Origin of the sequence: Paraburkholderia sp. J10-1 (genome assembly GCF_905220165.1) — a bacterium.
Taxonomy (GTDB): Bacteria; Pseudomonadota; Gammaproteobacteria; order Burkholderiales; family Burkholderiaceae; genus Paraburkholderia.
Genome location: NZ_CAJMYW010000008.1, coordinates 167,188 through 192,053 on the forward strand (window position 1 = coordinate 167,188; position 24,866 = coordinate 192,053).

General features: G+C 57.1%; 22 protein-coding genes. 10 read left to right on the forward strand and 12 right to left on the reverse strand.

Annotated elements, in window-relative coordinates; all coding sequences use genetic code 11:
* The first annotated feature begins 56 nt into the window (after positions 1-56).
* The 5 genes from U5A65_RS24265 to U5A65_RS24280 all read left to right on the forward strand — a co-directional run bounded on the left by U5A65_RS24265 (position 57) and on the right by U5A65_RS24280 (position 2,616).
* Positions 57-527 carry a hypothetical protein gene (locus tag U5A65_RS24265; protein WP_321947826.1) on the forward strand — a complete coding sequence of 157 codons (471 nt, stop codon included), beginning with the start codon at positions 57-59 and terminating at the stop codon, positions 525-527.
* A 69-nt stretch (positions 528-596) separates the two neighbouring features.
* Positions 597-1,058 carry a hypothetical protein gene (locus U5A65_RS24270; protein WP_321947828.1) on the forward strand — a complete coding sequence of 154 codons (462 nt, stop codon included), beginning with the start codon at positions 597-599 and terminating at the stop codon, positions 1,056-1,058.
* Positions 1,059-1,201: 143 nt separating this feature from the next.
* A complete protein-coding gene (locus tag U5A65_RS24275) occupies positions 1,202-1,600 on the forward strand; it encodes a hypothetical protein (protein WP_321947829.1) in 399 nt (132 codons plus the stop codon).
* Positions 1,601-1,869: 269 nt separating this feature from the next.
* Entirely contained in the window at positions 1,870-2,121 is a 252-nt protein-coding gene (locus U5A65_RS40980; protein ID WP_415765571.1) for a type II toxin-antitoxin system ParD family antitoxin, read from the forward strand.
* A gap of 111 nt (positions 2,122-2,232) precedes the next feature.
* The gene (locus U5A65_RS24280; protein ID WP_321947831.1) at positions 2,233-2,616 is read left to right on the forward strand and encodes a hypothetical protein; all 384 of its coding nucleotides are present in this window, start codon (positions 2,233-2,235) and stop codon (positions 2,614-2,616) included.
* A 205-nt stretch (positions 2,617-2,821) separates the two neighbouring features.
* Here U5A65_RS24280 and U5A65_RS24285 read toward each other — a convergent pair whose 3' ends face one another.
* The 5 genes from U5A65_RS24285 to U5A65_RS24305 all read right to left on the reverse strand — a co-directional run bounded on the left by U5A65_RS24285 (position 2,822) and on the right by U5A65_RS24305 (position 7,955).
* Positions 2,822-4,342 carry a caspase family protein gene (locus U5A65_RS24285; RefSeq protein ID WP_321947833.1) on the reverse strand — a complete coding sequence of 507 codons (1,521 nt, stop codon included), beginning with the start codon at positions 4,340-4,342 and terminating at the stop codon, positions 2,822-2,824.
* 25 nt (positions 4,343-4,367) lie between these two features.
* Positions 4,368-4,790 carry a hypothetical protein gene (locus tag U5A65_RS24290; RefSeq protein WP_321947835.1) on the reverse strand — a complete coding sequence of 141 codons (423 nt, stop codon included), beginning with the start codon at positions 4,788-4,790 and terminating at the stop codon, positions 4,368-4,370.
* Positions 4,791-5,334: 544 nt separating this feature from the next.
* A complete protein-coding gene (locus U5A65_RS24295) occupies positions 5,335-6,294 on the reverse strand; it encodes a PDR/VanB family oxidoreductase (RefSeq protein WP_321947836.1) in 960 nt (319 codons plus the stop codon).
* The gene (locus U5A65_RS24300; protein WP_321947838.1) at positions 6,291-7,361 is read right to left on the reverse strand and encodes an aromatic ring-hydroxylating dioxygenase subunit alpha; all 1,071 of its coding nucleotides are present in this window, start codon (positions 7,359-7,361) and stop codon (positions 6,291-6,293) included. Before U5A65_RS24300 ends, U5A65_RS24295 begins: the two co-directional genes overlap by 4 nt.
* 60 nt (positions 7,362-7,421) lie before the next feature.
* Positions 7,422-7,955 carry a 2,4'-dihydroxyacetophenone dioxygenase family protein gene (locus U5A65_RS24305; protein WP_321947987.1) on the reverse strand — a complete coding sequence of 178 codons (534 nt, stop codon included), beginning with the start codon at positions 7,953-7,955 and terminating at the stop codon, positions 7,422-7,424.
* A 199-nt stretch (positions 7,956-8,154) separates the two neighbouring features.
* Here U5A65_RS24305 and U5A65_RS24310 point away from each other — a divergent pair, with 199 nt between their 5' ends.
* On the forward strand, positions 8,155-9,126 hold the full coding sequence (locus tag U5A65_RS24310) for a helix-turn-helix domain-containing protein (RefSeq protein ID WP_321947840.1): 972 nt from the start codon (positions 8,155-8,157) through the stop codon (positions 9,124-9,126).
* Positions 9,127-9,187: 61 nt separating this feature from the next.
* Here the strand turns inward: U5A65_RS24310 and U5A65_RS24315 are convergent, their stop codons facing one another.
* On the reverse strand, positions 9,188-9,496 hold the full coding sequence (locus U5A65_RS24315) for a hypothetical protein (RefSeq protein WP_321947842.1): 309 nt from the start codon (positions 9,494-9,496) through the stop codon (positions 9,188-9,190).
* A 345-nt stretch (positions 9,497-9,841) separates the two neighbouring features.
* Here U5A65_RS24315 and U5A65_RS24320 point away from each other — a divergent pair, with 345 nt between their 5' ends.
* Positions 9,842-12,640, forward strand: a complete 2,799-nt coding sequence (locus U5A65_RS24320) for a UvrD-helicase domain-containing protein (RefSeq protein WP_321947844.1) — start codon at positions 9,842-9,844, stop codon at positions 12,638-12,640.
* Between the two features lie 416 nt (positions 12,641-13,056).
* Here the strand turns inward: U5A65_RS24320 and U5A65_RS24325 are convergent, their stop codons facing one another.
* The 6 genes from U5A65_RS24325 to U5A65_RS24350 form a co-directional block, all read right to left on the reverse strand.
* Complete coding sequence (locus tag U5A65_RS24325; protein WP_321947846.1) at positions 13,057-14,097, reverse strand: YncE family protein; 1,041 nt, start codon at positions 14,095-14,097, stop codon at positions 13,057-13,059.
* A 24-nt stretch (positions 14,098-14,121) separates the two neighbouring features.
* Entirely contained in the window at positions 14,122-14,574 is a 453-nt protein-coding gene (locus U5A65_RS24330; protein WP_321947848.1) for a chromate resistance protein ChrB domain-containing protein, read from the reverse strand.
* Positions 14,571-15,305, reverse strand: a complete 735-nt coding sequence (locus U5A65_RS24335; protein ID WP_321947850.1) for a superoxide dismutase — start codon at positions 15,303-15,305, stop codon at positions 14,571-14,573. The genes U5A65_RS24330 and U5A65_RS24335 overlap by 4 nt, the downstream gene beginning before the upstream one ends.
* A 37-nt stretch (positions 15,306-15,342) precedes the next feature.
* Entirely contained in the window at positions 15,343-16,527 is a 1,185-nt protein-coding gene (locus U5A65_RS24340; protein ID WP_321947851.1) for a chromate transporter, read from the reverse strand.
* Positions 16,524-17,501, reverse strand: coding sequence for a chromate resistance protein ChrB domain-containing protein (locus tag U5A65_RS24345; RefSeq protein ID WP_321947853.1), 978 nt, complete (start codon positions 17,499-17,501; stop codon positions 16,524-16,526). The genes U5A65_RS24340 and U5A65_RS24345 overlap by 4 nt, the downstream gene beginning before the upstream one ends.
* 196 nt (positions 17,502-17,697) lie before the next feature.
* Positions 17,698-18,759: a DMT family transporter gene (locus U5A65_RS24350; protein ID WP_321947855.1), complete on the reverse strand. Its 1,062-nt coding sequence runs from the start codon at positions 18,757-18,759 to the stop codon at positions 17,698-17,700.
* A gap of 367 nt (positions 18,760-19,126) precedes the next feature.
* On the opposite strand from U5A65_RS24350, the gene U5A65_RS24355 reads away from it, so the two are divergent.
* The 3 genes from U5A65_RS24355 to U5A65_RS24365 all read left to right on the forward strand — a co-directional run bounded on the left by U5A65_RS24355 (position 19,127) and on the right by U5A65_RS24365 (position 24,824).
* Positions 19,127-22,621, forward strand: coding sequence for an AAA domain-containing protein (locus U5A65_RS24355; RefSeq protein ID WP_321947858.1), 3,495 nt, complete (start codon positions 19,127-19,129; stop codon positions 22,619-22,621).
* Positions 22,618-24,108 carry a phospholipase D-like domain-containing protein gene (locus tag U5A65_RS24360; protein WP_321947860.1) on the forward strand — a complete coding sequence of 497 codons (1,491 nt, stop codon included), beginning with the start codon at positions 22,618-22,620 and terminating at the stop codon, positions 24,106-24,108. Before U5A65_RS24355 ends, U5A65_RS24360 begins: the two co-directional genes overlap by 4 nt.
* Positions 24,109-24,305: 197 nt before the next feature.
* Positions 24,306-24,824, forward strand: a complete 519-nt coding sequence (locus U5A65_RS24365; protein ID WP_321947862.1) for a shikimate kinase — start codon at positions 24,306-24,308, stop codon at positions 24,822-24,824.
* Positions 24,825-24,866 lie beyond the last annotated feature (42 nt).

Consider the following 24,866-nt stretch of genomic DNA (forward strand, 5'->3'; position numbering starts at 1 on the left):
GGCGCATGCCACTTCCTCGCCCGGCGTTCACGCTAAGAAGTGATTGGAAAATCGACATGGACGCACTTCAGTTGCGATACGTTCCAGCAACAACACGTGCAGTGATGGCACGTGCTGGAGCGTCGGCCACGTTGGAAATAGGTGACCGATTGTATGAGCTGCCGCCGCAAGAGATGCCAGGGGAAGTTGAGTGGCGTCTTGCGTTGCTCCGGTGGCTTGGTCGCAAAGTCTTTTTCTACCTTGCATCGGTGACTCCAGAAGCCCGAATACAAAGCCTGCTGCGTGTAGAGCACGACCTGATACGCCGGACTTGGCTTCACAGTATCGAAGCCCATGCTGTAGCGGAAGGCGCGCTCGTTTCTATTAGCGACCTGACGGACCAGGAGCTGGCCGCCATCACGCGTGGGAGCGTCTACTTTGACGCACTCACCAAACGCGAGGGTGAGCGCTTAATTAAGCGCTTTGAAAGGATGGTCGCACGGCACTGCCAGGCCCGCGAGCCGGCTTCGCCGTCCGCGGCTCCCTAAGACCGTGCGGCAGGTGATGCCGCATTTGAACATCGTTGATGGGTTGGCTCGATGTCAGAGGTGTCATTCTTGGAACAAGCCGCGTTTTTGTTGGGGTTCCCTGCAGCATGTGCATTGGTCGGCTGGCTCATCGGTCGCTTGATACGCGGGCCTCGTCCGCGCATCGAGCTTGAACGTCCGCGTCTTGCTATCAGTTCAGTATTCCTTCGCGATGCACACAACGACAGAGTTTCCAACTTAACCCGGTATCGCTGCGCCTTCGAAGCGATTTATTTTTCCCTTTGCGAGGTCGCCGAAACGCGCGGGTTTGTGGTCGAAGAGAAGGAACACCCGAGCGACGAGCTCATGCGCGTTGCGCTTGACGCGCTCGATTCGAAATCAGAGGACTCTACGTCGGTCTCATTGCTTGCAAGATGGGCGGCCGATACTAACCCCACGATGCCCGGAGTAAGCATGAAGGATGCATGCAAGCTTGCAGTCCGCATCCATCAAAAGACTGTGTCTTTGCTCTCTTCGCCGGTGACTCACTAGAGCGCGGCTAGCGATAGGGTGGCCTGAACCCATTATGGGGTGAATCCATACTTGTCGCCTGCTTCGAAACATGTGGACTACTACCGGATAAGTGCAGTCGACGCTGGCAGAGCTCAACGTAAAGTCGCCAAAATGCACGCAACGTGAGGGAAAAAGTGCTGAAAATCTCGATTTTTGCGGGTGACTACTTTGGCGACCTTGGAGAGCTGACTCGTCTGCTCGACATCGAGGGCAGCGTTACACCCGACGACCGTCTTCCGTTCGAAGCACCGGAGGAAGCGCTTCGTCTGCTGGAGATGTGCTCAGAGAAGTATGCGACGCCGCACCTGAGCCAACGTTGCTTTACAGTTTTTATCGGCCGCGAAATCGAGTTCAAGGTGACGCCGCTGCTCCGGCTTGACGGCTATGCTCACAATGGCAGGGCCAGCGCGAGCGTGGTGGGAATACCTCCGATTTGTTATACCGAGCCCGTGACGTACTCGCCCGATGAGGATGTGGTCGAGATTGTGCGGAAGATTCTCACGACGATGGTTCCGCAATGACATCCTCCTCTGGCCGCGGCGCTTGGCGACATTCTGACGTGCAAGTACGCCTGCGGCGACGTCGACTCGTGCATCGCAAGGAACTTGTACTGCCGGAGCGGTTTTGTCAGCGGACAGGTATCTCGCGCGGGCGCTTGTCGTGCCTTGTGCGGCACGGCGAGTTGTTTTCAGTGCATGTTGGCAAAAGGCGCTATTTTCCTGCGGTACTTGCGGACAATTCGTTGGACCGTCATCGGCTACGCAAGTTCTTACGCCGGTTGCCGTCCTCGATGTCGCCGATAGCAAAATATCTTCTTTTGATTGGTCGCAGGGGTTCGCTCGGAGACAAATCGCCGGTGCAAGCGGTGCGGCGCGGGAAGCGCTTTCGTGTCGCGCTACGACTTGCCGACAGCGAGGCGGCTGAAGTTCGACTCTCGAAGGCGTTAAGAGCCGGGGAACTATCCGGACCGGCTTCACCTTTCGACGGCAAAGCATTTTTGCGGCGCAAGCAGGCTACCACTGTGGTTTGTTCTTCGCGGTGAATGTTACCTGCGCGTCACGAGTTCCGCGAATTGCTTCGACGAAACTGCCTGCCGAGAGAATGCAATATTGATGTAGCGCCAGCCTCGAGGACTTGTACCAAAATGAAATGTATGACCAGTAGCGACGTAGTCCTGAAAGAAGGCGAGGACGCTCAGCATCGGGAAGAACGCCTAAGCAGTGTACCAGCCGATTTTCCCTGGCATCCGACACCCGCCTCTCTATCAGGCTTCCAGCCAAAGCTTGCTGGCAGGATGATTGGCGGCAAGTTTGTTGTCGGCTTGACTGCGGCGGAAAGGTTTGAGAGATGGGACATGTGTGAGGATTTGGCACGGCAACTGATACCCAAAGTCTTGCAAGATGCAACCAAGTTCCCTCAGCATTCGCACGACGTCACGCTGGCAAGGATGAGGCGGGCAATTGAAGCCAAGAGTTGGACGGAAGGGCTGGAAACGGATTGGCTGATAGAGCGTTTGCGAGTTTTGCTTGACTGGTAACGAGCGATGAGACAGAGACCGGGAATGACTAACGAGTCGTACAGAGTTGGCCGGTCGCCTCGAGCAGGGCGCGACGCTGGCCCAAGAAGAATGCGAGCATATGCGGCCCCGCACATCCGTTATAGGAGCTTAAGTTTCAGTTAGTGCTCGCCGGTGTGATGCGTGCTGGCTGCGCGGATTCAGGCCTGAGAAGCTACGCGAGCGTCTATCTCATATCTGTGCCCTTGCGTTTGCTGGCACCACGTGCAACAAGCTTCGCCGTAACCGCCCTGACAAGCTTGAAGGCTGTTCGACAAAGGCGGTAGAGAACAAAGCCATACAAGGGGCCTAAAACCGGCGTGGTCCAGATAGTGATACGTGTGATGATTGAACTATGATTTTCTTCGTAGGTGCGATATATAGCCTCCATACTGACGTCCTCCATTCTTGGGAAGATGTAGGCCATAACGTGAAGATAAGGTTCTGTAGCCACAAAACCCGCCACTGTGGCTACACTGCAGCCGAGCATAATCGATTTCCACCAAGAGTCTTTTATCAACAGGTCGGCGCCGTAGTAAATTACCGCGGAGCAAAGCGCGTGAACTACCCAGAAGATGACTAGGTTATAAATGGAAGAATTAGTGCCGGCGAAATACATCTCTCCTGGCCTGAGGAGGATTGCCGCCAGCCATATAGCTAATGTAGCGAGCAATAGCCAAAACAGTCCGACCGGAGCAACCCGATTAGACTGCGCCGGTTGCGCAGCCTTCTCGGCAAGGTGGTGCTCAAATTCGATGTCGTAGTGCCATTTGACATTCGGAAACAAATAAACCTTCGTCGCGATATTGCCGCCGGACTGGTCTGGTGCGTGCAATGCAGGGCGGATACCTTGCTTTCCGTACCTTTCCGAGATGTATTCCCAAGCTGTCTGGTGAACATCGTCGAGAGATAGAAAGCGTCCTTGCCGGTCACGACCCGCAGAAAGTGCGTGCAATATTGCTCCGCTGAACATCGTGTATTGTTCGCCAGGCGGCGCAAGGGCCTCGGCGTCGCGGTCCGCGGCACAGTATAGGGCGGTCCCTTTCGTGGGCGTCGAGCTGTCTTGGACTTCTCCGGCGCGCAGCAGCGCGCTTGCTCTCGCAGATAGGACCGATTGCGGAGTTTCGCCAGAGCCCATATGACCGAGAGCGGAGCCGGCGTAGCACGAATCCAGAATGATGAATTTGCGCATCGTGCTCGCATCGCTGCGCAAGATACGCGCGAGTGAACGGAAATCGAGTGCCGTGAAGTCTGGATGCTTTCTGGTAGTCGAGGCTAGAGCCAGGAAGTACTCGTCAGGGTCGCCACGCGCGGGATAGCCATGACCAACGTAGTAGACGAAGAGGTTATTCGATGCGAGCGAACCAAAGCTCGCGCGGAGGTCGGATTCGATGAAGCTTGAAATCCTCACCAGAATCGTAGACGGGGGCTCGGGCGAATCGAACAAGTCCAATATCGGGTCAGCACGAAGAGTGTCGACCAGATACCGCCTGATGGCCTCCTTTGATGTGTAGAACGACGCCGTCTCGCCTAGGTCTTCGTGGTTAGGGAAATGTGAGGCACCAAGCAGGATGACGGCAGTACGCGTCGGCATCTGAAAACTGTCATCGTGTGACGGCGTGTCGTAGCCGTTCCGTACGTCCACCACAGTGCTGCTGGGCCCAATGACCTCAGCATTACTTTCACCGGTCACCCACATCTTGGACATACCGCACCTCGAGCCAATCCGCTCTTTAGTGACGCGCGGCTGTTCCCGGCAGGTCCTTGTCATCGAGCCTCGCTTCCTCGAGCTTCACCTGGCCGACCGCGTCACCGTGCTCCGACTTATTCGACGCAGCCGCGAACTCCGGGTATTGGCGTATCAAGTACGCGAAAATCACGCGCTCAGCCTCGTCCGGCTTGATGTCCTTCGCGGGTGACTCGGCCGGCGCCTCAACGTTGACTGTCAGGCGCCGCTTTCGCATCCATGCGGCTACGCTGCGCGCGGCCTCGCGCGCAGCTTCCTCGAGAAATGCACTCGCCATCGCACCGGCGATAGGCCCCAGGAGAACAAGAATGGCACCGAGGTCCTGCGTAGAGCAATCTGCTTTCCGTCGGTCGACCTTGCACTCTTCGGGCGCATGCGCCTCGAGCCAGAGCTGCAAGTCGCCAACCATGCTCTGCGCATCTGAGGCGCTGCCGCAGTTGACCGTAATTTCGACAGATGGAGCTGTCATGGCTGGCCTCGCGAGTCCTTGACGTTATGCAAGCATAGACGGCGAGCCGGCCTTTTCAATGCTGGCGCACTTCGGCCGCGCAGAACCGACAGAATTCGGGCAAAAGGTAAGGCTTCACGCTTGCTTTGAGTCGGCGTCGGCATTAGACCTTTTGGGCCTCGTGGCCAAGCGCCGCGACACGCGCCGTGAATCGGGAAGAACAATGAACGGCTTCTCAAGACTTCTCAACGCGTTGAGAATTCGCAGATTCGATAAGGAATCGGGATACAGGCGGCTTGTCTAACGCAATGGACATGCGAACAGACGGTGTAATGCATTGAAGTACCTACATCATATCCCGCATGCAGCAAGCAATGCGCAGGCTCGGCCATGCGAATGTTCAGGAAGAGTGTGCCGCTGCAAGGCGTTGGGTGAACGCATGGAGCGGCGCGCTCGGCGAGTTGCGATTCGGCGCGGTTGAACGCGCCAGCGCCATCAAGTCGCACTAGATGTCGAGGCTAAGCAGCGGTGTAAGCGAACGCGAACAGCACAGTGCGATGTTTTCGTTAGTCGCCCTTTCGGCATCGGTCTGATAAAGGTCACGGTGGTCCGGGCAGCCCTCGAGAACACGTGTGACACATGTGCCACAAACTCCTTGCTCGCACGAAAGCTCGACCGGGATGCCGGCAGCTGCCAGCGCTTGCGCGATGCTTTGGGTCGCGTTGACGGTTACTCGTTTCCCGGAGCGTGCGGCCAGGACCTCGAATTCGTCTCCACATGCGTCAACATCTCCGGAAAAGCGTTCGAGATGAAAGCGCTCCGGGCGCAAACCTGCGTTCTTAAGGCCCGTTTGGACCCATTCCATAAAGCCGGCCGGTCCACACATGTAGATGTGGACATCCCTTCTGCGTGCGAGCGCAGAGGGCGCGAAGCGTTGCTCGGCGCCACCATCATCGAAGTGCAGATGCACGGCGCGCCCGAACGGCGCTGCTTCCAGTTCGCCAATAAACGCGCCGTCACGTCTCGACCGAACGCAGTAGTGCAACTCGAACGGCTTGCCGGCGTCATGTAGTGCTTGTGCCATTGACATCAGCGGGGTTATGCCGATGCCGCCGCCAATGAGTGCAACGAAAGCTGCGTCGTCACTTAGCCTGAACGCGTTTCGCGGTTTCCCTACGAGGACTCTCGCACCGGGTTCCAGGACAGCGTGCAACCCGGCTGAGCCGCCTCGAGAGTTCGGGGCTCGCAAAATGCCGAGCCGGTAACGGTGCCTTTCCTTCGGCGAGTTGCAGAGTGAGTATTGCCGCACCAGGCCGTTGCCGACGTGCACGTCGATATGAGCTCCGGCCTCGAACGAAGGCAGTGGACCGCCGCCGGCAGCCGAAAGCTCGACGCTCATGATGTCGGCGGTCTCACTCACTCTGGTGCTTACTACCAGTTCCAGCAAGTCAGGATTGTTCGTCATGATGCGAGCGCGTGATGAGGAGTATTCTCGCCGGCTGACTGACTCGAGCGCTCTGCGTCGATAAGCTGACGCAGCACGCGTCGTGCTCGCAGTGCGCCGGCGTCGGCCGCAAGCAACACGGGACGCATCTCCTCGAACGTTTTGCTCCCCATCATTTGCTCAACCTCCTCGATGATGGGTACATCCTCACCGACGAACGCAACATGCACGGCTTCGGCGATGTGCGCGTCGAGCGTGGTGTCGTCGCGGCGGAACGGTCGGCTCACCGACCAGAAGTAGTGAGTTGTGCTTTCCGTTTCCGGCGTCAGGAAGTGATTGAAGTAGGCCCAGACTCCATTCTCGCGTGTCGTGCCGACAGGAGATACACCTACGTCAAGGCGCAGCATACCAGGCGGGTCCCAGCGCATATTGAGCCAGTGGTCAACGGGTTTGCCGTAGTTATCGAACATGGTCTCCCAAACCGGTGGAGCCATACCGTCTGGACACCAACGGTCCGAATGAACCGTTTGACCAATCTGGCGTACTTCGGTCTTCCCGCGCTTGATTGCCTCGCTGCCCAGCCCGCCTGCATGCAGATACTCGACATGCGAGAGGTCCATAAGGTTGTCGGTGACCAGCTCGTAATTGGAGCGCACGTAAATGCTGCCGGTCTGCGTGCGAAAATCGTCCGACGCCATGAAGCCGAAATCGGGAATCTTCTCCTCGTCTACGAGTGCTGTTTCACCGAGCCAAATCCAGATTAGCCCGTAGCGTTCGACGGCGGGAAATCGGGCGATTTGAGCCGCTTGCGGAATTTTGCCGTCGCCGTGAGGGTTGTGGACGCAACGGCCACTCGAGATGTCGAATTGCAGCCCGTGATACGGACATTGGACAACGCCGTCGGCGACCAGGTCTCCGCGGTCGAGAGGTGCAAAGCGATGCGGGCAACGGTTGGAAGCTGCCACGAATGTGCCGTCGGCCTTGCGGAGGACGATGACGGGTTCGCCGCAGATGGTGCGTGAGATTGGTGAGGTACCGAGTTCGCTCGCCAGCGCAGCTACGTACCAACTGTTCTTAAGGAATGGCATGTCACGTCTCCTGATTTTGTGCGTTCGGTAGGGTTTTGGCTGCGGGTCTTCGCCCGTGTTTCAGCGCATCAGTGCCTTGACTGCTTCCTTGCCGATGCCGACCTTCTCGTAGTGCGCTTCGCACATGGCAATGTAGTCGTGAACATCGAAATAACCATCGGGCTTTCCGGCGGGGTCCAGCCAGATGAGCGGGCCGTGGACGATGAAGAAGACACGCATCGGCTCGTCGTGCTCGAATGCAACCAGCGTGTGGCCTTCGCCCGGCGTTTCGAATACGAAGTCACCTTTCGTCGCGGTCCAGTCGTGCTCGAGATAGCCCCACTTACCCGAGATGGTGTAGGCGAATACTTCATGCGAGTGGTAATGTCGGTTAACAAGGCCGGCAGACTTTGCCATCAGGATGTCGCACCACTTGTTTTCAGTGGGCGAAATCCACAGCGGGCGGGAGGCTACTGTTTCGGTAAAAGGGACGTAATACTTGAGGTCGTCAGTCGCGGCGTTTTCGATGTACGCCTCCGGAAGCGCGTACGGCTTGAACGGATTGGGAATGGGCTCGAGGTCGCGCCAAAACTCGCTTTTTGCTTTGTCTACCATCATCGTCTCCGGTTAGATGTGATGCGACTCTACCTGCGTTGCCAGCGAGCCTTTTGACCTCCATGGACATGCGATTTGACTGAGCGGGACATGGCTTCAGGTCGGCACATAACCGGTGGCAGTCTGATGTGTTAGTGTCTGTCCAATAGCGTATTTCTGGCTGTCCGCCAACGTAGCGGCTGCCGATATGGAGACGAATATGTATCGCGATTGGTCCCCCGTCGTCACGCGCGCCTCGACCGAAAAGATTCGGGTGGAGGACCGACTCGCGTACTGGGATGAATACAACGCGACTGCGCTGATAGGCCTACGCACCTCATCGCTTTCAGAGGCGGGGCTAAGTGCGCGTCAAACGAACATCGCTTTACGAGACTTGTATCTCGCCGAGATTGAGGGCAATGACCACGTTATTGAACGCAATCCCACGCTCGTGCGCCGATTTCCCAAGGAGTCCGTTTTTGCCTGCCATCTAGCGAAGGGAAACGGATACTTCGTCCAGAAGGGCTCGACGCTAACCGTCCGCGCCGGCGACACCATCATTTACGACACGCGTTTGCCGTTCACATACGGCTTCGTGTCGGACATGCGGCAGTTGCTGGTCGAGATTCCGGCATCGAAGCTCATGGAGAACTGGGGAATCGACGGCGCTTCACTTCCCTTGAAGATTGAGCCATGCAGCGCTTTCGCGACGTCCCTCAGTGTGGAGTTGCGTAGAGGACTGGTCGAGTGTTTGCGCTCCCCAAATTCCGAGTCTGTGGCGCACGTTCCTGCACATACGCATACCGTTATCAAAGCGCTGGCCAGCTCCGTTCTGCACGGCGCAGCATCCCTGGATACCTCCATCTATCACGTTCTGGCGGCAAAGCAATACGTCGCGACGCATCTCCGAAATGCGGATTTGACTCCGGCCGAAATTGCCGAACACGTTGGCGTTTCAGTTCGTCACCTAAACCGCCTGTTCGCACTGGAGGCAACGTCGCTTGCCGAATATATCTGGATGCAGCGGGCAATCTGCGCGTACGGTGACCTGCGGGCTCTTCCTGACAATGTGACGATAGGCGAGATTGCCTTCAGTTGGGGGTTTTCGAGTCATGCGCACTTCACGCGCACAATCGTCTCCCGGCATGGGGCAACGCCGTCCGCAATACGCCAGCAGAAACGAATGACGTGACGCAAGGGCTTGCCGGAGGTCGTCGCACGCATTGCGACGACCTCCAAGCTGCTGCAGCTTTTTAGTGCTTGCCCTTGAGCGTGAATGGGGCGAGGAGGGACTGGATGTCGACCTGCCGCCCCTGGAGCATAAGCAGGCGCGCGTGGAGCACCGTATTCTCGAGAACAAGCTTCGCGGTGCTCAGCAGGTACATCGCCTCGACGTCAGAACCCGACATGGCCGCTTCCACCGCATGATGTCGTTCCACCAGCGAACTGATGACAAGGCGTCGTAGCTCCTGCTCGCCGAAAGGGAGGTCCGCAAAGTCGATTGGGTCCTCTGCCTCGACTTCGCACAGCATGTCAACAAGAGTTTCCGTGCTCACTTCCATGTGCCAGCTCCTCGACGTTGGTCAGACTGTTCATGAAGTGCTTTCAGACTAACGATTTTCGTGTTGGCCGTCTAGCGCTCATCTGTTGCACGCTCGAGGCAGCTTTATGCACAGAGTAACAAGCAACGATAGACTGGTGCATTCGCACCTGACCGGAAAATGCGTGTGACCGCGCTAACCTGCAACCGCGTCGACCTCGCTCGCGAGAAGCTCGCGGCGACTATCGGCGTCTTCCTCCAGCGCCAGAGCTACGCCGTAGCGGCCAAATCGACAGCCTCTGCGCTGCTGATTGGTCACGCTCGGCGGCGGAACGGGCAGTAGGCCACGAAACGCGCGTGAAGAATCATGGCGCATACATTTAAACCGACAGCGCTGGGTTTGTTTTTCACGAAGTCGCGTAGCTGGACCCTCGTTCTCGACGCTGCCCAGCAGGAACTGCTGTTTAGCCTCGACGGAAAGCGGTACCGCGCGGTTATTGCCGACGTCGGGGAGCCGGTCCTCGTCCGACCAGGCATATTCTGGGCGGCGTTGACGCTGCAGGCGGGTGGTTTGCCGCCAGTCAAGGTAGATGGTCTGTCGCGGGGCCGAGTGCATGCATTGCAGGCAGCTATTGCCGATGCCAAAGCGGCCGCAGAACTAGCCAAACAGCGCGCAACCCTACAGAAGGAGTTCAATGCAGCTTATGCAGCGATTAGTGCGTGGGTGAGAGAAGTCATTGACAAGAGCGACGCCATTCGCGAGAAGATGGGGTGGGTCGCGCACGAAGACCAGCTGGAACTGCTGGCGATGCGACCAAAGCTGACCCTGAGCGACGACGCGTTATTGAGCTATGCGCGTGACCCGGCCAATCAGGCGACGCTCCCCGATGCGCGGAAGAGGGTCGAGGCGTTCCTAAGTTTCCGTCGTGACGAGTGGCTTTCGTTCTGCCGAGTCGGCAACGTTCGTTACGTCGAAAATGAGAAGAACTGGCCGATGGAGTTGTTCCGGCGCGTTGAGAGTCAGCCGCTCACCCCGGACCAGATTCGTGCGGTTATGTGCTTCGACAATCGGATGCTTGTGGTAGCGTCTGCGGGGTCTGGCAAAACTTCCACCATGGTGGCAAAGGCGGTATACGCGGTCCATCGTCAAATCGCGCGACCGGAGCAGATTCTGCTTCTTGCATTCAACAAAATGGCCGCGGAGGAGCTTGGTGCTCGCTCGGAAGCAGCCTTCAAACTAGTCAGTCTCGAGGGGGCGAAAGTCGAGGCACGAACCTTTCACGGTCTCGGCCTGAGCATTATCGGAAAGGCCACCGGACGAAAGCCCAACGTTCCCGAATGGACAGTTGACGCAGTCGGCGGCATGCGGAAGCTCGTGGAAATCGTGGACAAGTTAAAGGACCGTGCGAGCGAGTTCCGAACGAGATGGGACCTTTTTCGCGTAGTCTTTGGACGTGATTTGCCGGAGTTTGGAAGCACGACATCATCTGCTGATGTCTGGGACAGGGACGGGGTCGGTTACATCCAGACTATTCGCGGCGAGCGTGTGCGGAGCCATGAGGAGCGCTTGATTTGCGACTGGCTCTTCTACAACGGCGTTAATTACGAGTACGAGCGCAACTACGAGTTCGACACGACGACTGCCGAGCATCGTCAATACAGACCGGACTTCTACTACCCCGACGTGCAGCTGTACCACGAGCACTTGGCGCTCAATGCCTCGGGCGAGCCACCTGCGGAGTTCTCGGGGTATCTGGATGGCGTCGAATGGAAGCGTGCCGAACACGCGCGCCGCGGAACGAAACTGATTGAGACGACCTCACACCAACTGCGGACGCGCTCACTGGATGATGTCCTAGGAAAGGAGCTAACTGCTCGCGGAATCGTGCTGGACCCGAATCCGGACCGGCCTACACCAGAGCTGGGCTACCCGCCGATGGACAATGAAAGGCTTATTGCCCTTGTTCGTATCTTCATTACGCACATGAAGAGCAATTGCCTAAGCGTTGACAAGTTGGTGCAACGACTCGACGTAGAGAGGAGCGACGCATTTATCCAGCGTCATCGAATGTTCCTTGAAATCGTGGGTCCAGTGCTGCGCGCGTGGGATGACGCTCTTGCTGCTGAAGAGGGCATTGACTTCGAGGACATGCTCAATCAGGCTGCGGAGCATCTGGAGCAGAGGCGCTTCGAGTCACCCTTCCAGTTGGTTATGGCCGATGAGTTCCAGGACGCCTCGCGCGCGCGAGCGCGTCTTTGCCGTTCTCTAGTTGACCGACGAGGGCGCTTCTTCTTCGCGGTCGGAGACGACTGGCAGTCAATCAACCGCTTCGCAGGTGCAGACGTGTCCGTCATGACACGTTTCGAAGAGTGGTTTGGGCAGTACGAGCTAGTGAGGTTGGAGGAGACCTTCCGTTGCCCGCAAGCGCTTTGCGACGTCTCCAGCAGGTTCATAAGCAAGAATCCGAATCAGCTGGTGAAGAAGGTTCACTCGAAGACTCCACCAATCGGTCCTGTTATCAGGGCGCTACAGGTGGAACAGCGCGGAGAGTTGCAGTCGGCCGTTGAGTCGGTCCTTGAGGAGCTGAATAGAGCACTTGAAGAGGGTGCAACTCCTCCTAGCAAAGATGGCGTCGTAACAGTCTTCGTACTAGGGCGATATAACAAGGAAGAGTCGTATGTGCCGTCGAACTGGAGCGTGCGCTATGGTCAGCGTATTGCGCTCAAGTTCATGAGCATTCACCGCTCGAAAGGAGCGCAGGCGGATTACGTCATTCTGCCTGGCATGCTCAGCCGTTCATTCCCGAGCACTCGAGTAGATGACCCTGTGTTAGCGATGGCTATGCCGAGCGGTGACGCTTATCCGCTTGGCGAAGAGCGGCGCCTGTTCTATGTCGCCTTGACTCGAGCGCGTCGCTCGGTCGTCCTTCTGACAGTTAAGGGGGAAGCTTCTTCCTTTCTGGACGAGCTCGTTGAAGATGGGGCCGTCACAGTTGAGTCGACCACCGGTGACGTGATTGAGGAGGAGCGGTGTCCAGCATGCAAAATCGGTGTCATCGTACAGCGTAGCGGCCCTTATGGCCCGTTTGAAGCGTGTTCGGCGTATCCGCGCTGTGAATACAAACCTCGGCGGCGAGTCGATAACCAGAGAAAGGTTCGTAGGTAGATTGCGCGAGTCCATGGTGGAGCTTGCACGAAAAGTGCGTGATTCAGCTTCCGGGGTTGTCCGAGAACTGCACGCATCGGTCGGGGGCCTCCTACCTAATTTACCTGGGCATTCGCGCATTCGTGACGAAGGCGACCGTTCCCTATGCCACGAGTCGCGCCTGTCACCGCCTCACAGGCAAGCCCTGCTTGTTAGGGAGCTAGGAACGCTGGACAACCGCTAGAGGACATTCACCTGCACCGGAGGCTCCCGCTCTGACGGAGGGCGGCGTTCATTTTGTCGCGAACCTTGTGCGACGGTCGGCGTGCTCCCAGAATCCTTTGCCGCTGTTCCAACTGGCGCATCAGAACCGTGCGTAAGTCAGAGGCCGAAATTACATTTACGTTTCATGACTTGAACCGAATATCCCCTGGTTCTTAACGCTGGGGCTCCAGAATTCGCAGTACCGGCCGCCCATCCAGGTTCTTGAGCGGGAAGTAGGAACGATGCGTCTCGCTGGCCACTGCCACGATATGCGCGTTTGGTCCGACATAGCCGTCGCCCAGTTTCGAGACCACGCCGGCTTCTACGCGAAACAGCGAGACGACGCCTGCTTCGCCTGCAACATATAAGAGGTGAAGTGCAGGGTCATAGGCGAGGACGTCTGGGTCCTCGCCAACATCGAACGACGATGTCGCACGCATCGTGCGCATGTCGAAAACAATGAGTCGGTTGTTTCCCTCGCAGGCGATGAACGCGAGGCGCTGGTCAGCATCTATGAGCAGCCCGTGGTTTCCCTTCGCGCCAGGTACGTCAATCCGCGCGACAATCTGGTCGCTGGCCGGGTCGATTTCAATCAGCTGATTGCGTGTCTGGACGTTGACAAATACGTGTCTTGAGTTCGGGTCATACTGCGTATTACCTGCTTCTCCTCCGAGCGAAATGGTTGCGACTCGCCGGTTTGACGTCACGTCAATGACCGTCTCCGAGCCGCCGGCTTCATCTGAGACGTAGACCTTGTGCACATCAGGGGCATAGGCCATCCCGTCCGGATAAGCGCCAGTGGGGATACGTGCAGCTATTCCAAGTGTCGCCATGTCGATGGCGACTACCGAGTCTTCTCCGGTAGCCGACGCATATACCCGCCCCAGTTCAGGAATCGCCAGTACGCCATGAACCGAACTAACGTCGGCAACGCGCCCGACCACGCGAGACAGATTAGTATTGAAAACGACGACTTCACTGTCGCCCAGGTGCGCGATAAATAGCAGATGTCGGGTCGAGTCGAAGCTTTCGTAATCGAAGCGTGTCGTCCTGCCTCCGAGTGGAATGTCGGTGACTTTGTGTAGAGGCAAACCGGTAGCTTCGAACGCTTCCTCGGCGTTCGCAGGACCACTTGGAACAGCAGCGAGTGTGGCAATCGTGAGGGTGGCAACCGCGAAGGCTCGACGCATCGCTGACTGGCCTAACGTGACCATGATGCTCTACCCGCGCTGTCGATGCTAGGCTGCCGGCGGCCAGCCATGTGTTTCGCTCTGGCAATCGCGGCACCACGCATAGAGCGCGTCGTACATCACCAGGCCATGCGAGAGCATCTCATGGTCGTCCTGAAAGATTCGCGACAAGCCGAGAGACAAGGCCAACAAGCCCGGTGCTTGAGGAGCCAGGTCGAGGCGCGCGGTGTCCGCACCGCGGACGATTACTGCGAGTGCGCCCAACGCGGGGTCCGTCAGGTGATATTCCGCCAGGAACGTGTCGAAACTGCAAAGCTCGCCAACGTGAGTCAGCTTCACGCCCGGGATGTCATACGGTATCGCACCTTCGCGCTCGGCGACGGCCAGCACCTGGTCTGTGGGTACAAAGAGAAATTCAGGCGACTTATCGATGAACCTCTGGACGAGCCAGGGGCAGGCAATGCGGTCGATTTTCGGGCGCTCGCGCGTAATCCATTTCATGTCGTCCTCCGCGCAGCTAGTGCGGCATCCATTCGCTGAGCCGCGTTATCCCAGTTGATGAGGCTAAACAGCTGATTGACGTAGTCGCCGCGTCTGTTCTGATACTTCAGGTAGTACGCGTGTTCGAATACGTCGAGTACGAGGATGGGTTGAATGCCCCATGCGGTGAGCTTTTGATGGTTCTCACACTGCAGGACCATGAGCTTTGCAGTCGCTGGATGGTAGCCAACGATGCCCCAGCCGGACGCCTCCACGGCAACAGTTGCCGCAATGAGTTGCGCCTTGAACTTTGCGTACGACCCGAAGTCGTTGGCTATCGCCTTTGCGAGGTCACCCTTCGGCTCGCCGCCTTTGCCCGAGACTGTCGTCCAGTAAATTGTGTGAAGAATGTGACTGGACAATTGAAAGGCGAGTTCTTTCGAATAGTATTTCACGAGCGAAAAGTCGTTCGAATCGCGGGCCTTTGCCAATCCGTCTTGGGCCTTGTTCGCGGCGACCGCTGCCGGCTTGTGGTGAAAGGTGTAGTGCAGTTCGACGGTCCGTGCGTCGATAACCGGCTCAAGGGCATCGTAGGCAAATGGCAGTGGCGCTGCCGCGTATTTGCCATCCGCGTCTGTCAGCTTATCGGTGTAACCGGCGTCCTCGGCGGCACGGACGGTCTGTGCCTGAGCGAGCATGATTCCCGCACCAACAGCGGCCGTGTTGTGCAGGAAGTTGCGACGTGTTGCCATGATTACTTTTCCTGGCAGAGTGCGTCCACGCCTACGTCTAGATACCGTGAGAATGGACTAGTGGATAAACCATGAGGCCAAACAGGGCCGCCGCGACGACTACGACTGGCTCCTGCAATTTCTTGAAGCGCCACAGCAGCAGCACGGTTGCGACGGCGAGTGCCACAGTAGGAACGTCAATCAGCGACCGCTTTGCAATCACCAGTACGGAACCCGTAATGGCGCCGACGGCGGCAGCTGTGATGCCATCGACGAATGCTTTTACGGCCGGCAGCTTCCCGTATTTCTTGAAGTACGGTGCTGGCAATACCGTGAACAGATAGCAGGGCAGGAAAGTTCCCAACGCCGCGACACAAGCGCCCGGGAAACCCGCGACCAGGAATCCAATGAAGCCGACCGTGATGACGACTGGGCCAGGCGTAATCATCGCGACAGCAACCGCATCAACAAACTGACGGTCATTCAGCCAGTGGTGCTCGGTGACTACGCCGCCATACAGGAACGGCACGATGGCAAGGCCGGAGCCGAAGACGAATGCACCGGCTTTCGCGAAAAACAGTCCTATTTGTCCGAGCAGTGGCAGGTCGAGGCCGCTGAGCACGCCGCTCAGCGGCGGTAGATAGCCCGCAGCGAGTCCATGCATGGAGCCTTTGGTGAGCCACTTGGGTGGGGCGCGTCTCAGCCACCCGATAACTCCCGCGGCAATGAAGAGCCACGCAATCTCGGACTCCGTGATGAATGTAACGGCGACCAGCGTCAGGAAAATCGCCCACAGGAGCTTGTCCGAGCCGACGGTCTTCTTCGTCAGCTTGTAGGCGCTCATCGCGATGATGCCTACGACGGCCGCTCCGACGCCGTAGAACACCGCCTGCATCCAGGACAAGCCGCCAAAGTGTGCGTACGCCCAACCGAGCGCCACCACCATCAGAAACGAGGGGATGACGAACGCAATTCCGACGAGGGTGGCGCCCAGCACTCGAAAGTGCACATATCCGAGGTAGATGGCCAGTTGCGCGGCCATCGGTCCTGGCGCGAGTTGCGCCAGCGCTATTCCTTCCTTGTAGTCTTCTTCGCTAATCCAGCCTAGCCGTTCAACTAGGTCGCGGTGCATATAGCCGGCCAGCGCGACTGGGCCGCCGAAGCCAACGGTACCGAGGCGCAGCATGTAGCGGACGAGTTGTCCGAGCGTATAGGTGGGCGCGGCGTGCGTGACAGTGCTCATGAACGCTTCCCAGCCTCAGCCTTTTCAGATGCCGCGAAGTGCGCGAGCAGCGAATCGAGGACGCTGCTCATTTCTGCGAGCATTTCGTCGTCAGTCAACGCACGGGCTTTCGCCCCCGCCATCACCGCTTCGAAGCCAACTGCTTCTGGTACGGCGCGGCCGCCGATATCCAGCGCATGCACTAGCGCGCCAAGCTTGAGCAGCCCCGGTTCGTCTTCAAGGCCGAAGCTGGCGACCAGAACCTCGAAACTCACGCGGTCGCCGACGTGTGTGAACGCAGCGCCGTCGAAGTCAAAGCCCAACGCATTTTTCGGGCAGTCGCCCGGCGATGCTAGCCACAGGAAATGTGCCTGCGAATCGATAAAACGCCGGATGAGCCACGCGCTGGCAACGCGGTCGACCCACAGGCGTTGACGCGTCGCCCAGGTGCGGCCCTGATGGTCTTCACGTCGCAGTAGCGCAATCGCACCCTCGACCTGATGAGGTTCGCCTGGCGACAGTACGGTATCCGCCAGCGCGACGAAGTCCTGCCAGGCGGCCTCGGCCTGCGTCGATGTTTCGTTTCGGAAAAAATCGATGCTCGAAATTGCCTCGAAATCCTTGCCGACGCGGCGCAACAGCCGGGTAATTTCAGCCGGCGAAAGGTCCGAAAGCGTCTTTCTGGCATCCGCTAACGACCGCGCGAAGGCTGCGTACTCGTCGGCCCTGTCGAACAGGGACCGGAATTCGGTCTCCTGGTCCGCTCCGCGGCTAGAAGTGCGCACTACATGGGCCGCGCCACCGGCTTCGCCAATGCTTGCTCCAAGCTCCAGCAGTTCCGCTTCCGCCAAATCGGTCGCGGGCAACAGGTAGACCCCATCTCGTAAAACAGCGCAGCCTTTGGCCTTGAGGGCGCGCCAGAAGCGCATCCGGGCAGTGGCGTTGTCCGTCGGCAGGGTCAGCACCAAGAGGAGCCAGTCTGTAAATGTCGTCATGTTGTATACGCTACAACATGGTAGAGAACTCTACAACAATATAATTCGAACGCGAATAGGGGCAGGTCGGGCCTCGGCGTAGTCGACCCGCAATCTCGAAACTGGCTAGAAGGCCCTTGGCGGCGGACCGATGTCCAACGGCTGGTGCAGAATGCACCAGCCGTCGACCACTTAAAGCAAATATTCGCTTCCGGCGTCAGTGGATGTGGCGGTGATGAATATCGGGGAAATGCGCGTGTGTATGGGTAATAGGTGCATGCTGATGGGGGTGTGTATGCGGCTCCTTACCGTCCCAGTCAAAATCGTGCGCGTGCTGGTGGTGCTCGTCGTGCCGGTGTCGATGGTTGTGGCTCAGGGCCTCGTGGGTGTGAGCGTGTTCATGCCGCTCGCGGATATGAAGCCAGATTCCCAGAGCCATGAGGGCGGCGGCTGCCCAGAACAGCAACGACGGTAGTTCCGGCCACAGGATGAGCGATAGAGCGACACCAAAGATGGGCGCGACCGAGAAGTAGGCTCCGGTTCGCGCAGTGCCGAGATTGCGCAGTGCGACCACAAACAGAACCAGACTAACACCGTAACCCGCGAAGCCAGTCAGCATGGCGGCCGCTATCTTGCCAATACCCGGCAAATGCGCGCCCAGCAGTAGCGCGATGCCGAGATTGACGGAACCGGCAACCAGTCCCTTCAGGCAGGCAATGACCATGGCGTCATTCGCCGAGACCTTTCGCGTCAAGTTATTGTCGACCGCCCACGCGACGCAGGCGGCGACCACGAGCAATGCACCTGGTGAGACACCAGCGGCACCCGGCTGCCACGACAGGATGGCGCCGCCCAACACGATTGCCACCATTCCAAGAAATATCTGCAGGTCCACGTTTTCGCGAAACACCACCCAAGCGATGACAGCCGTGAAAACACCCTCGAGATTCAATAGCAGGGAACTGGTTGCGGCTGGCGTCGAACTGAGGCCGAGCATGAGCAGCGCAGGCCCGGCCACCCCGCCCGCTGCAATTGCGCCGAGAAGCCACGGTACTTCTGCGGCCTGGATACGGCTTTCGTTTTGTCTATCGCCTGCCGAACGACGAAGATGCCGGACGAGAATGCCGACGCTGAGCCCAGCACCGCTGCCAAGGTAAAACAGGCCCGCAACCATGAAGGGTGAAAGAGACCCCAGCAAGGTTTTCGCGAGAGGAGTGGTAGCGCCGAATAGCGCGGCTGCAAGAAGAGCCGTGAAAGCGGCGTTGTGACGTGCATTCATGGACTAACGGGTTACGAACATTAATCAGATTGGCGAATTATCGAGCGAAATCCCCGAACACGACAAACTCCACCTGAACGAAGGATACTCCTCGAGCAGACGCGCCAAGCAGAGCCTCGCCTTGACCCTAGGCTCAAAGCCGCACGCGGTTGGCTCGTCCGCGGACCCACCGGCGGCCGACCTACCGTGTCATCGTGAACCGGCTCCGAAAAGATTTGGGACATCTCGCGCTACCTTCAACCTTTGATTTACAAGACATCGCGGACGACAGTAAAGTGTCAACTCCATTCCGCGAGACCGCCCGATTCAGTAGCAATATCGGCTGTGTTCAGTGAGAAAATCAACGCTGATAAGAAAGGTACGGCTAATGAGCGGCGACACTTCAAATGGAACGAGCTATCGCTCAACGATAACCCTTTCGGGCACTGGCCCAAGGTTTCTAGCGAATGGACGATATGTAGTCAAAGGCGCGCCCCGCCGCGGCGGACTGGCCTCGGTATTCAAGGCATACGATACCCACTCCGAGTCTCACGTCGCAGTGAAAATCTTCAGAGCAGAGCCGGCCGACGAAGTGGTCGAGGAGTCGTTTCGGCGTGAAACGCAGGCACTACGAGACCTTCTGCACCCAAACATCGTGAGCATCTTCGACTCCGGTGTCGATGATGAGACCGGTGAGCATTTCATTGCAATGGAGTGGGTCGAGAGTGAACTGTCTTCTCTCTTGGACAAGAAGCGCTATGACGAATGGGGGAGCTACTTCGCAGCTGTCGGGCGGCCAGTCCTGGAAGCTCTTGCCTTTGCTCACACCCGCGCAACAGCGCACCGCGATATCAAACCGTCAAATATCCTAATACATCCTGACGGAACGGTCCGGGTTTGTGACTTCGGCATTTCGAAGATAAGGGACTTTCTTGAGCCAGGCATCACGTTGGCTCAGTATGCGTCAATGCCTTTCGCACCGCCGGAACTTGACGATGGCTCATTTACCTACAGCCGTGATGTATTTGGCTTCGCAGCCTTGAGCATTTACTCTCTTTGCACTACGTCTTGCTCCACACATGCGGAATTAGTTGCTGCTACAGATACGATTAATGTCCCAGAGCCAGTTAGGGTGCTACTGAAACGCTGCCTTGCGCTGGAAAATCCGGCGGAGCGGCCTTCCGACGCTGCCAGCCTTCTGATTGAGTTTGGCAGACTGGAGCCGCGGCGCGAGCCGGAGAAGTTTGGGGCCGTGTTGGTCAGTTTGACAAAGAAGGTTAGCAGCGTCATCGAGTTTGACCTTGGCCTGCGAAGTGACGCAGAGTGCGCTCGATTCATCGAAGCGGACTTGGCGAATGCTAATTGCGGACGTCAAACGGGGATTGCCGGTTCAGAAGGGCGACCGGCGATTCCGAGTAGGGGGGCAATTAGACTCATCGGTGAAAAATATCGGTATATCGCGGCGATATCCGATAATGGGCAAAGACTGGTCTTGACAGCTGCTATAGGCATGACCGCTTTCCAAAGCGAGAAATATCGAGAAGAGACATTACAGTGTCCATTCCGATTGGTCGCGACGGGCGAGGCGGGACATCTTTCTGAGTTAAACATCGCTACTCTCGTTGAGACACTCGACGAGTTCGACGCTGAACAAAAGGTTGTTCTTTTGCAGCAAAGAAAGCAGCGAATGTACAAGACCTGGCTAGACTTGCTTTCTGCGAAGACGGAGCTTGAGCGTATGCGCGAGCGTCGCATCTACTACTCAGGCGTCGAGCCCCTTTCCGCATTTGCCCTTCAATTTGACCTGTCCTCGACGCTCACTGACCAAGCGCTAGAGGAAGCGGACGTAAAGATTGTTACTCCGGAATCGGGAGATTTCCTTGGTCAAATTGTGTCGGTGGCAGATGACACGTTGGTGGTTCGAATCAGCGACAGAAACAAGGTTGCATCTGATGAACTCCCCGAACACGGCCATTTGGTCGTTGACACTTCGAAAGCTGATGCAGCTCTAGATAAGCAGAAGTCCGCCTTAGACGCGGTGCGCTATGGCAGAGCTGTCAACGCATCTCTCGGCGACTATATTGTCGAGCCCGAAACAGTTCCCGCACGTGCACCAGTCGACGTCGATTTCATTCAACCAGAAATCGACGACGATAAGAAGGACGCTATTAGAATTGCGCTCGCGGAGCCGGCGTTGATGGTGATTCAAGGACCGCCCGGGACTGGCAAGACCACGCTCATCTCTGAAATTGTTCTCCAGACATTGCGTCATCAACCGAATGCACGAATTCTTTTAACTTCACAAACGCACGTCGCATTGGATAACTCACTAGAGCGAATTTCAAATCTGAGCGAAGACTCCGTTAGAGCGGTCCGAATAGGTCATGACGACGACGACCGGATTTCTGAGTCTGCCAAGCGCTTGTTGATTGACCGCAAAATGCCTGGGATGCGAAAAAGCGCGATAGCCTCAGGCAAGCAGTTCATAGAGAGTTGGGCCAACGCCCGTCAGTTACGCTTGGAGGATATTCGGCTCGCTATGGCGTTGGAGCGACGTGCTGGCTTCCTCGAGCGGCATGAAGTGGTCATGCATCGTCTCGGCGAACTTCAATCGGCACTTTCTGAAGGCAAGCGGCGGGCGCTGGAGCCAGACGAATTGGTCGAGATTGAGCAGGAGGTATCTAGCCTGCTGGCCGAAGAGCGCGCCCTGACTAAGGACGTTCAAGAGACCCTGCCCGCAATTCGTCAGCTTGAATCCGACGCAAACACCGTGGCGCATCTTTCGAAATGCGCCGCGAACGAACTTCGCGAATGGGCGGACGCATATGCGAACCCCAGCGACCACGCAACTGCTCAACTCCGCAAACTGCTGGCCGCACATGCCGACTGGGAAAGTAGATTTGGACGGGCACCGGAATTTCGCGCAGCGGTGATTTCCGCATCTCAAGTTGTAGCAGGAACATGCCTTGGAGTAATGGCAATTCCCGGACGAAATGAAATAGTATATGACCTTTGCATCGTCGATGAAGCATCGATTGCCACACCAACTGAGGTGTTAGTTCCAATGGCTCGCGCTCGTCGAACCATCCTTGTAGGCGACAACAAGCAGTTATCACCTTTTCAAGACCCGGAGCTGGGCGCCAAAGGTCTGCTTGAAAAGTACAAACTTACCACCGAGGACCAGAAGGCGACGCTCTTCGACCACTTAAGCAGCGGCTTGACTGAGGGTCTGTGCAAAGTGTTGGCGACGCAGCATCGAATGGTTCCTGCGATTGGGGACATGATTTCCGCGTGCTTCTACGACGATGGATTGAAGAGTGGACGCAAGGATGTCCCTACATATCTTGCCGCAGCGATGCGTCGCCCAGTGACGTGGTTCACGACGAGTAAATTCTCAAACCGAGCATCACATACGGTTGGGTCATCTCATTACAATGAGCTCGAGATTCAAATTATTGTAAAGCTATTGGCGAGGTTTGATTTCTCGATATCTAAGGGTGTGGATAAGAAAAGAAGCATATCGGTGGCTGTGCTTACCGGATACGGGGAACAAAAACGTAGACTTCGCGCCGCGATTGAACGTCGGAGGGGCGAATGGACCAGCTTCTCCGAGATTTACGTCAACGTTGTTGATGCTTTCCAGGGGCGCGAGGCGGACGTCGTTGTATTCTCGGTGACGCGCTCCGAAGCGAATGGTTTGGGGTTTTTGAAAGACCTCGAGCGCATCAATGTCGCCCTGTCGCGCGGCAAAGACTATGTTGCGATAGTCGGCGACGACGCTTTCTGTCGAGGTGCCGACGCTCGTAGGAATCCCTTGAAAGCTGTTCTCGAACATATGAGCACGCATCCCCAAGACTGCGTCGTCGAAGAGGCAACAAAGTGAAAAAACTCGAGGACATTCTCCAATCGGCCGCGTATGCACGGCCAGGATACGTGCTTGCGACTTTCAAGGAGGCCGCTGCGCCAGTCTTTAGACTCAATGCGCGCGTCCTAACCCTTGCGAAAAAGCCGCTTAATCCTATCGAAGAAGGCTATCTGCGAGCCATCTCCGCTGGGCTTACAAACACTGGCGAGATTTCTCAGTTTTTAGGATTACCCCCGCAGCTCTTGACGGGAACTCTGGCGGCCTTGAACGCGAAGGAGTACGTTCACTATTCGAGGGCGACGTCTGCCGCCTCGGCGTCCGTCTCACTCACGTCCAAAGGGCGCATCGCACTTGCAGAGCTAATATCCATCGTACCGGAAGAACGGATGGTGCGATTGGCGTACGACCCGATTCAAAAGAAAGTGATATTTGCACCGACGTCGTCACTCTGGAAGCCCGCCGAGGTTCGTGAATCCGGAAGATTAGAGTTACCTCTTTGTGGAGCCAGGAAGCCCGAAGCTTCTGAGGTGTCCCTGAACGAAGTAGACAAAATCCTCAAGCGCCTGCCGCGTCGAGATGACGCAGTCCCCAATCTTTTGGGCATTCAGCGTATCGAGCGAACGGAGCTTAATTTCATTCCGTGTCTTGCACTTTACTACCGAGCTGTTGCGGGTAGTGACGTTCAAGTTGCGTTTGCTTTTGAGGACGGCTTCGAGGGCAGCAGTAACATATTCGATGAAGGCTACGAGTTGGCATTCAGTCGACTGGGAGGGCCGGAGCTAATTGGCTCCCGACACGTATCTGAATCGGCGCAGCCTGAAAATCTCTCAGCGCTGTTCCCGGACACGGACTCCGCGGCGCAGATGGCCCAGCTCACCGAGCTAGAACAGGAAATCGCTTCTTCGCGGGAGCAAGAAGTTGCACCGCAGGAGGCGACGATTGATGCCAACGCTGAGAAAGCGACGAAGGCGCGGTCACGGCTTCGTGACTTAACGCAACGATTTATCCGATGCCATGAGCATCCGAAGATGCTCGAGAAGGCGTTGTCCGAAACGTCGGAGCGTCTTCTTATTATTTCTCCGTGGGTAAGAGCTCAAGTTGTAGACAAGACGTTTCGAGAGTCACTAGAAAAACTTCTAAAAAAAGGAGTCAAGATACATATAGGGTATGGATTGGCTGAGGAGGACGGGAGCAAAAAGCAGAAGGACGCCGCGCGAAGCAAGCTGCCAATTTCAGACTCGACGAAGCGAGATTTCGATAGATTGGCTAGAACTTACACAAACTTCAAGGTGTACTTTGTTGGAAACACGCATCGAAAGCACCTCGTGTCGGACCAGCGCTTTGCGATTGTTTCGAGTTTTAACTGGCTCTCGTTCAAGGGCAGCACCGATGACCGCGCGCGCGATGAGCTCGGCTTCATGGTTACTGAGCCAGAAAACGTCGAGAAGTTGTTTATAGATGGAATCGAACTTCTACAGAAAGGTTACGACCATCCGACTCAGTAGTACCAATCGCGCACGAGCGGATGCTGTGCATCGCTCGTTTAGCTTTAGCAATCGGCCGAGTAACGTACTCGAACACGACTAGCGAGTCGTTACAGCATACGGTCCGCACAGTGCTTTGGTTGCCGTATGATGACAAGTGCAATGTATGTATTCACGCACTCTCGTAGTCATGCCGTTCACATCATAGGGGGTAGTTGTTGAACGCACGAAGGGTTGTCGTCACAGATGTGGGAGAACTCGCGGAGGCGCTGCGGCCTGTTGCGGGTGGCCTGATAACGTTCGATGGCTGCGATGGCGCGGGCAAGACGACGCTCGCCCTCAAACTCTCCGAGGCGCTTGGTCATGAGGTGGTGGACGTCGACAAGCACCTGAACCGGCAAATGGGCGAGTACGTGAAAGCGATTCGCCTGAGCGAGCTGGCTTCAGACGTGGAAAGCGCGTTCGCACGCTCGCCAGTCGTATTGCTTTCAGGCATATGCATGCGGCAAGTCCTTGTAGCCATCAATCGAATAGCCACCGTGGCGGTGTACGTCCAACGGAATACGCCGATGGGGCTCGCGGGCGATAGCGACTTCATTGACGTTGAATCTGGCTTGGAAGCGAGCAAGGACGTCCTGTCCTTTTTCACGGAGCTTGACCGGGAGGTCTACGCGTACCACCGCGCTTATCGCCCGCGTGAGAATGCGGACATCGTGTTCACGCGTATCGCGCATTGAACACGGTTGCTCGTTTGGACGTGCCGCGACGTCTAGCCTTCC

Bases quoted from the DNA above. Each gene is read 5' to 3' on its own strand.
- U5A65_RS24265 (WP_321947826.1), top strand. From the start codon at position 57: ATGGACGCACTTCAGTTGCGATACGTTCCAGCAACAACACGTGCAGTG.
- U5A65_RS40980 (WP_415765571.1), top strand. From the start codon at position 1,870: ATGTCGCCGATAGCAAAATATCTTCTTTTGATTGGTCGCAGGGGTTCG.
- U5A65_RS24280 (WP_321947831.1), top strand. From the start codon at position 2,233: ATGACCAGTAGCGACGTAGTCCTGAAAGAAGGCGAGGACGCTCAGCAT.
- U5A65_RS24285 (WP_321947833.1), bottom strand. From the start codon at position 4,342: ATGTCCAAGATGTGGGTGACCGGTGAAAGTAATGCTGAGGTCATTGGG.
- U5A65_RS24290 (WP_321947835.1), bottom strand. From the start codon at position 4,790: ATGGTTGGCGACTTGCAGCTCTGGCTCGAGGCGCATGCGCCCGAAGAG.
- U5A65_RS24295 (WP_321947836.1), bottom strand. From the start codon at position 6,294: ATGACGAACAATCCTGACTTGCTGGAACTGGTAGTAAGCACCAGAGTG.
- U5A65_RS24300 (WP_321947838.1), bottom strand. From the start codon at position 7,361: ATGCCATTCCTTAAGAACAGTTGGTACGTAGCTGCGCTGGCGAGCGAA.
- U5A65_RS24305 (WP_321947987.1), bottom strand. From the start codon at position 7,955: ATGGTAGACAAAGCAAAAAGCGAGTTTTGGCGCGACCTCGAGCCCATT.
- U5A65_RS24310 (WP_321947840.1), top strand. From the start codon at position 8,155: ATGTATCGCGATTGGTCCCCCGTCGTCACGCGCGCCTCGACCGAAAAG.
- U5A65_RS24315 (WP_321947842.1), bottom strand. From the start codon at position 9,496: ATGGAAGTGAGCACGGAAACTCTTGTTGACATGCTGTGCGAAGTCGAG.
- U5A65_RS24320 (WP_321947844.1), top strand. From the start codon at position 9,842: ATGGCGCATACATTTAAACCGACAGCGCTGGGTTTGTTTTTCACGAAG.
- U5A65_RS24325 (WP_321947846.1), bottom strand. From the start codon at position 14,097: ATGGTCACGTTAGGCCAGTCAGCGATGCGTCGAGCCTTCGCGGTTGCC.
- U5A65_RS24330 (WP_321947848.1), bottom strand. From the start codon at position 14,574: ATGAAATGGATTACGCGCGAGCGCCCGAAAATCGACCGCATTGCCTGC.
- U5A65_RS24335 (WP_321947850.1), bottom strand. From the start codon at position 15,305: ATGGCAACACGTCGCAACTTCCTGCACAACACGGCCGCTGTTGGTGCG.
- U5A65_RS24340 (WP_321947851.1), bottom strand. From the start codon at position 16,527: ATGAGCACTGTCACGCACGCCGCGCCCACCTATACGCTCGGACAACTC.
- U5A65_RS24345 (WP_321947853.1), bottom strand. From the start codon at position 17,501: ATGACGACATTTACAGACTGGCTCCTCTTGGTGCTGACCCTGCCGACG.
- U5A65_RS24350 (WP_321947855.1), bottom strand. From the start codon at position 18,759: ATGAATGCACGTCACAACGCCGCTTTCACGGCTCTTCTTGCAGCCGCG.
- U5A65_RS24355 (WP_321947858.1), top strand. From the start codon at position 19,127: ATGAGCGGCGACACTTCAAATGGAACGAGCTATCGCTCAACGATAACC.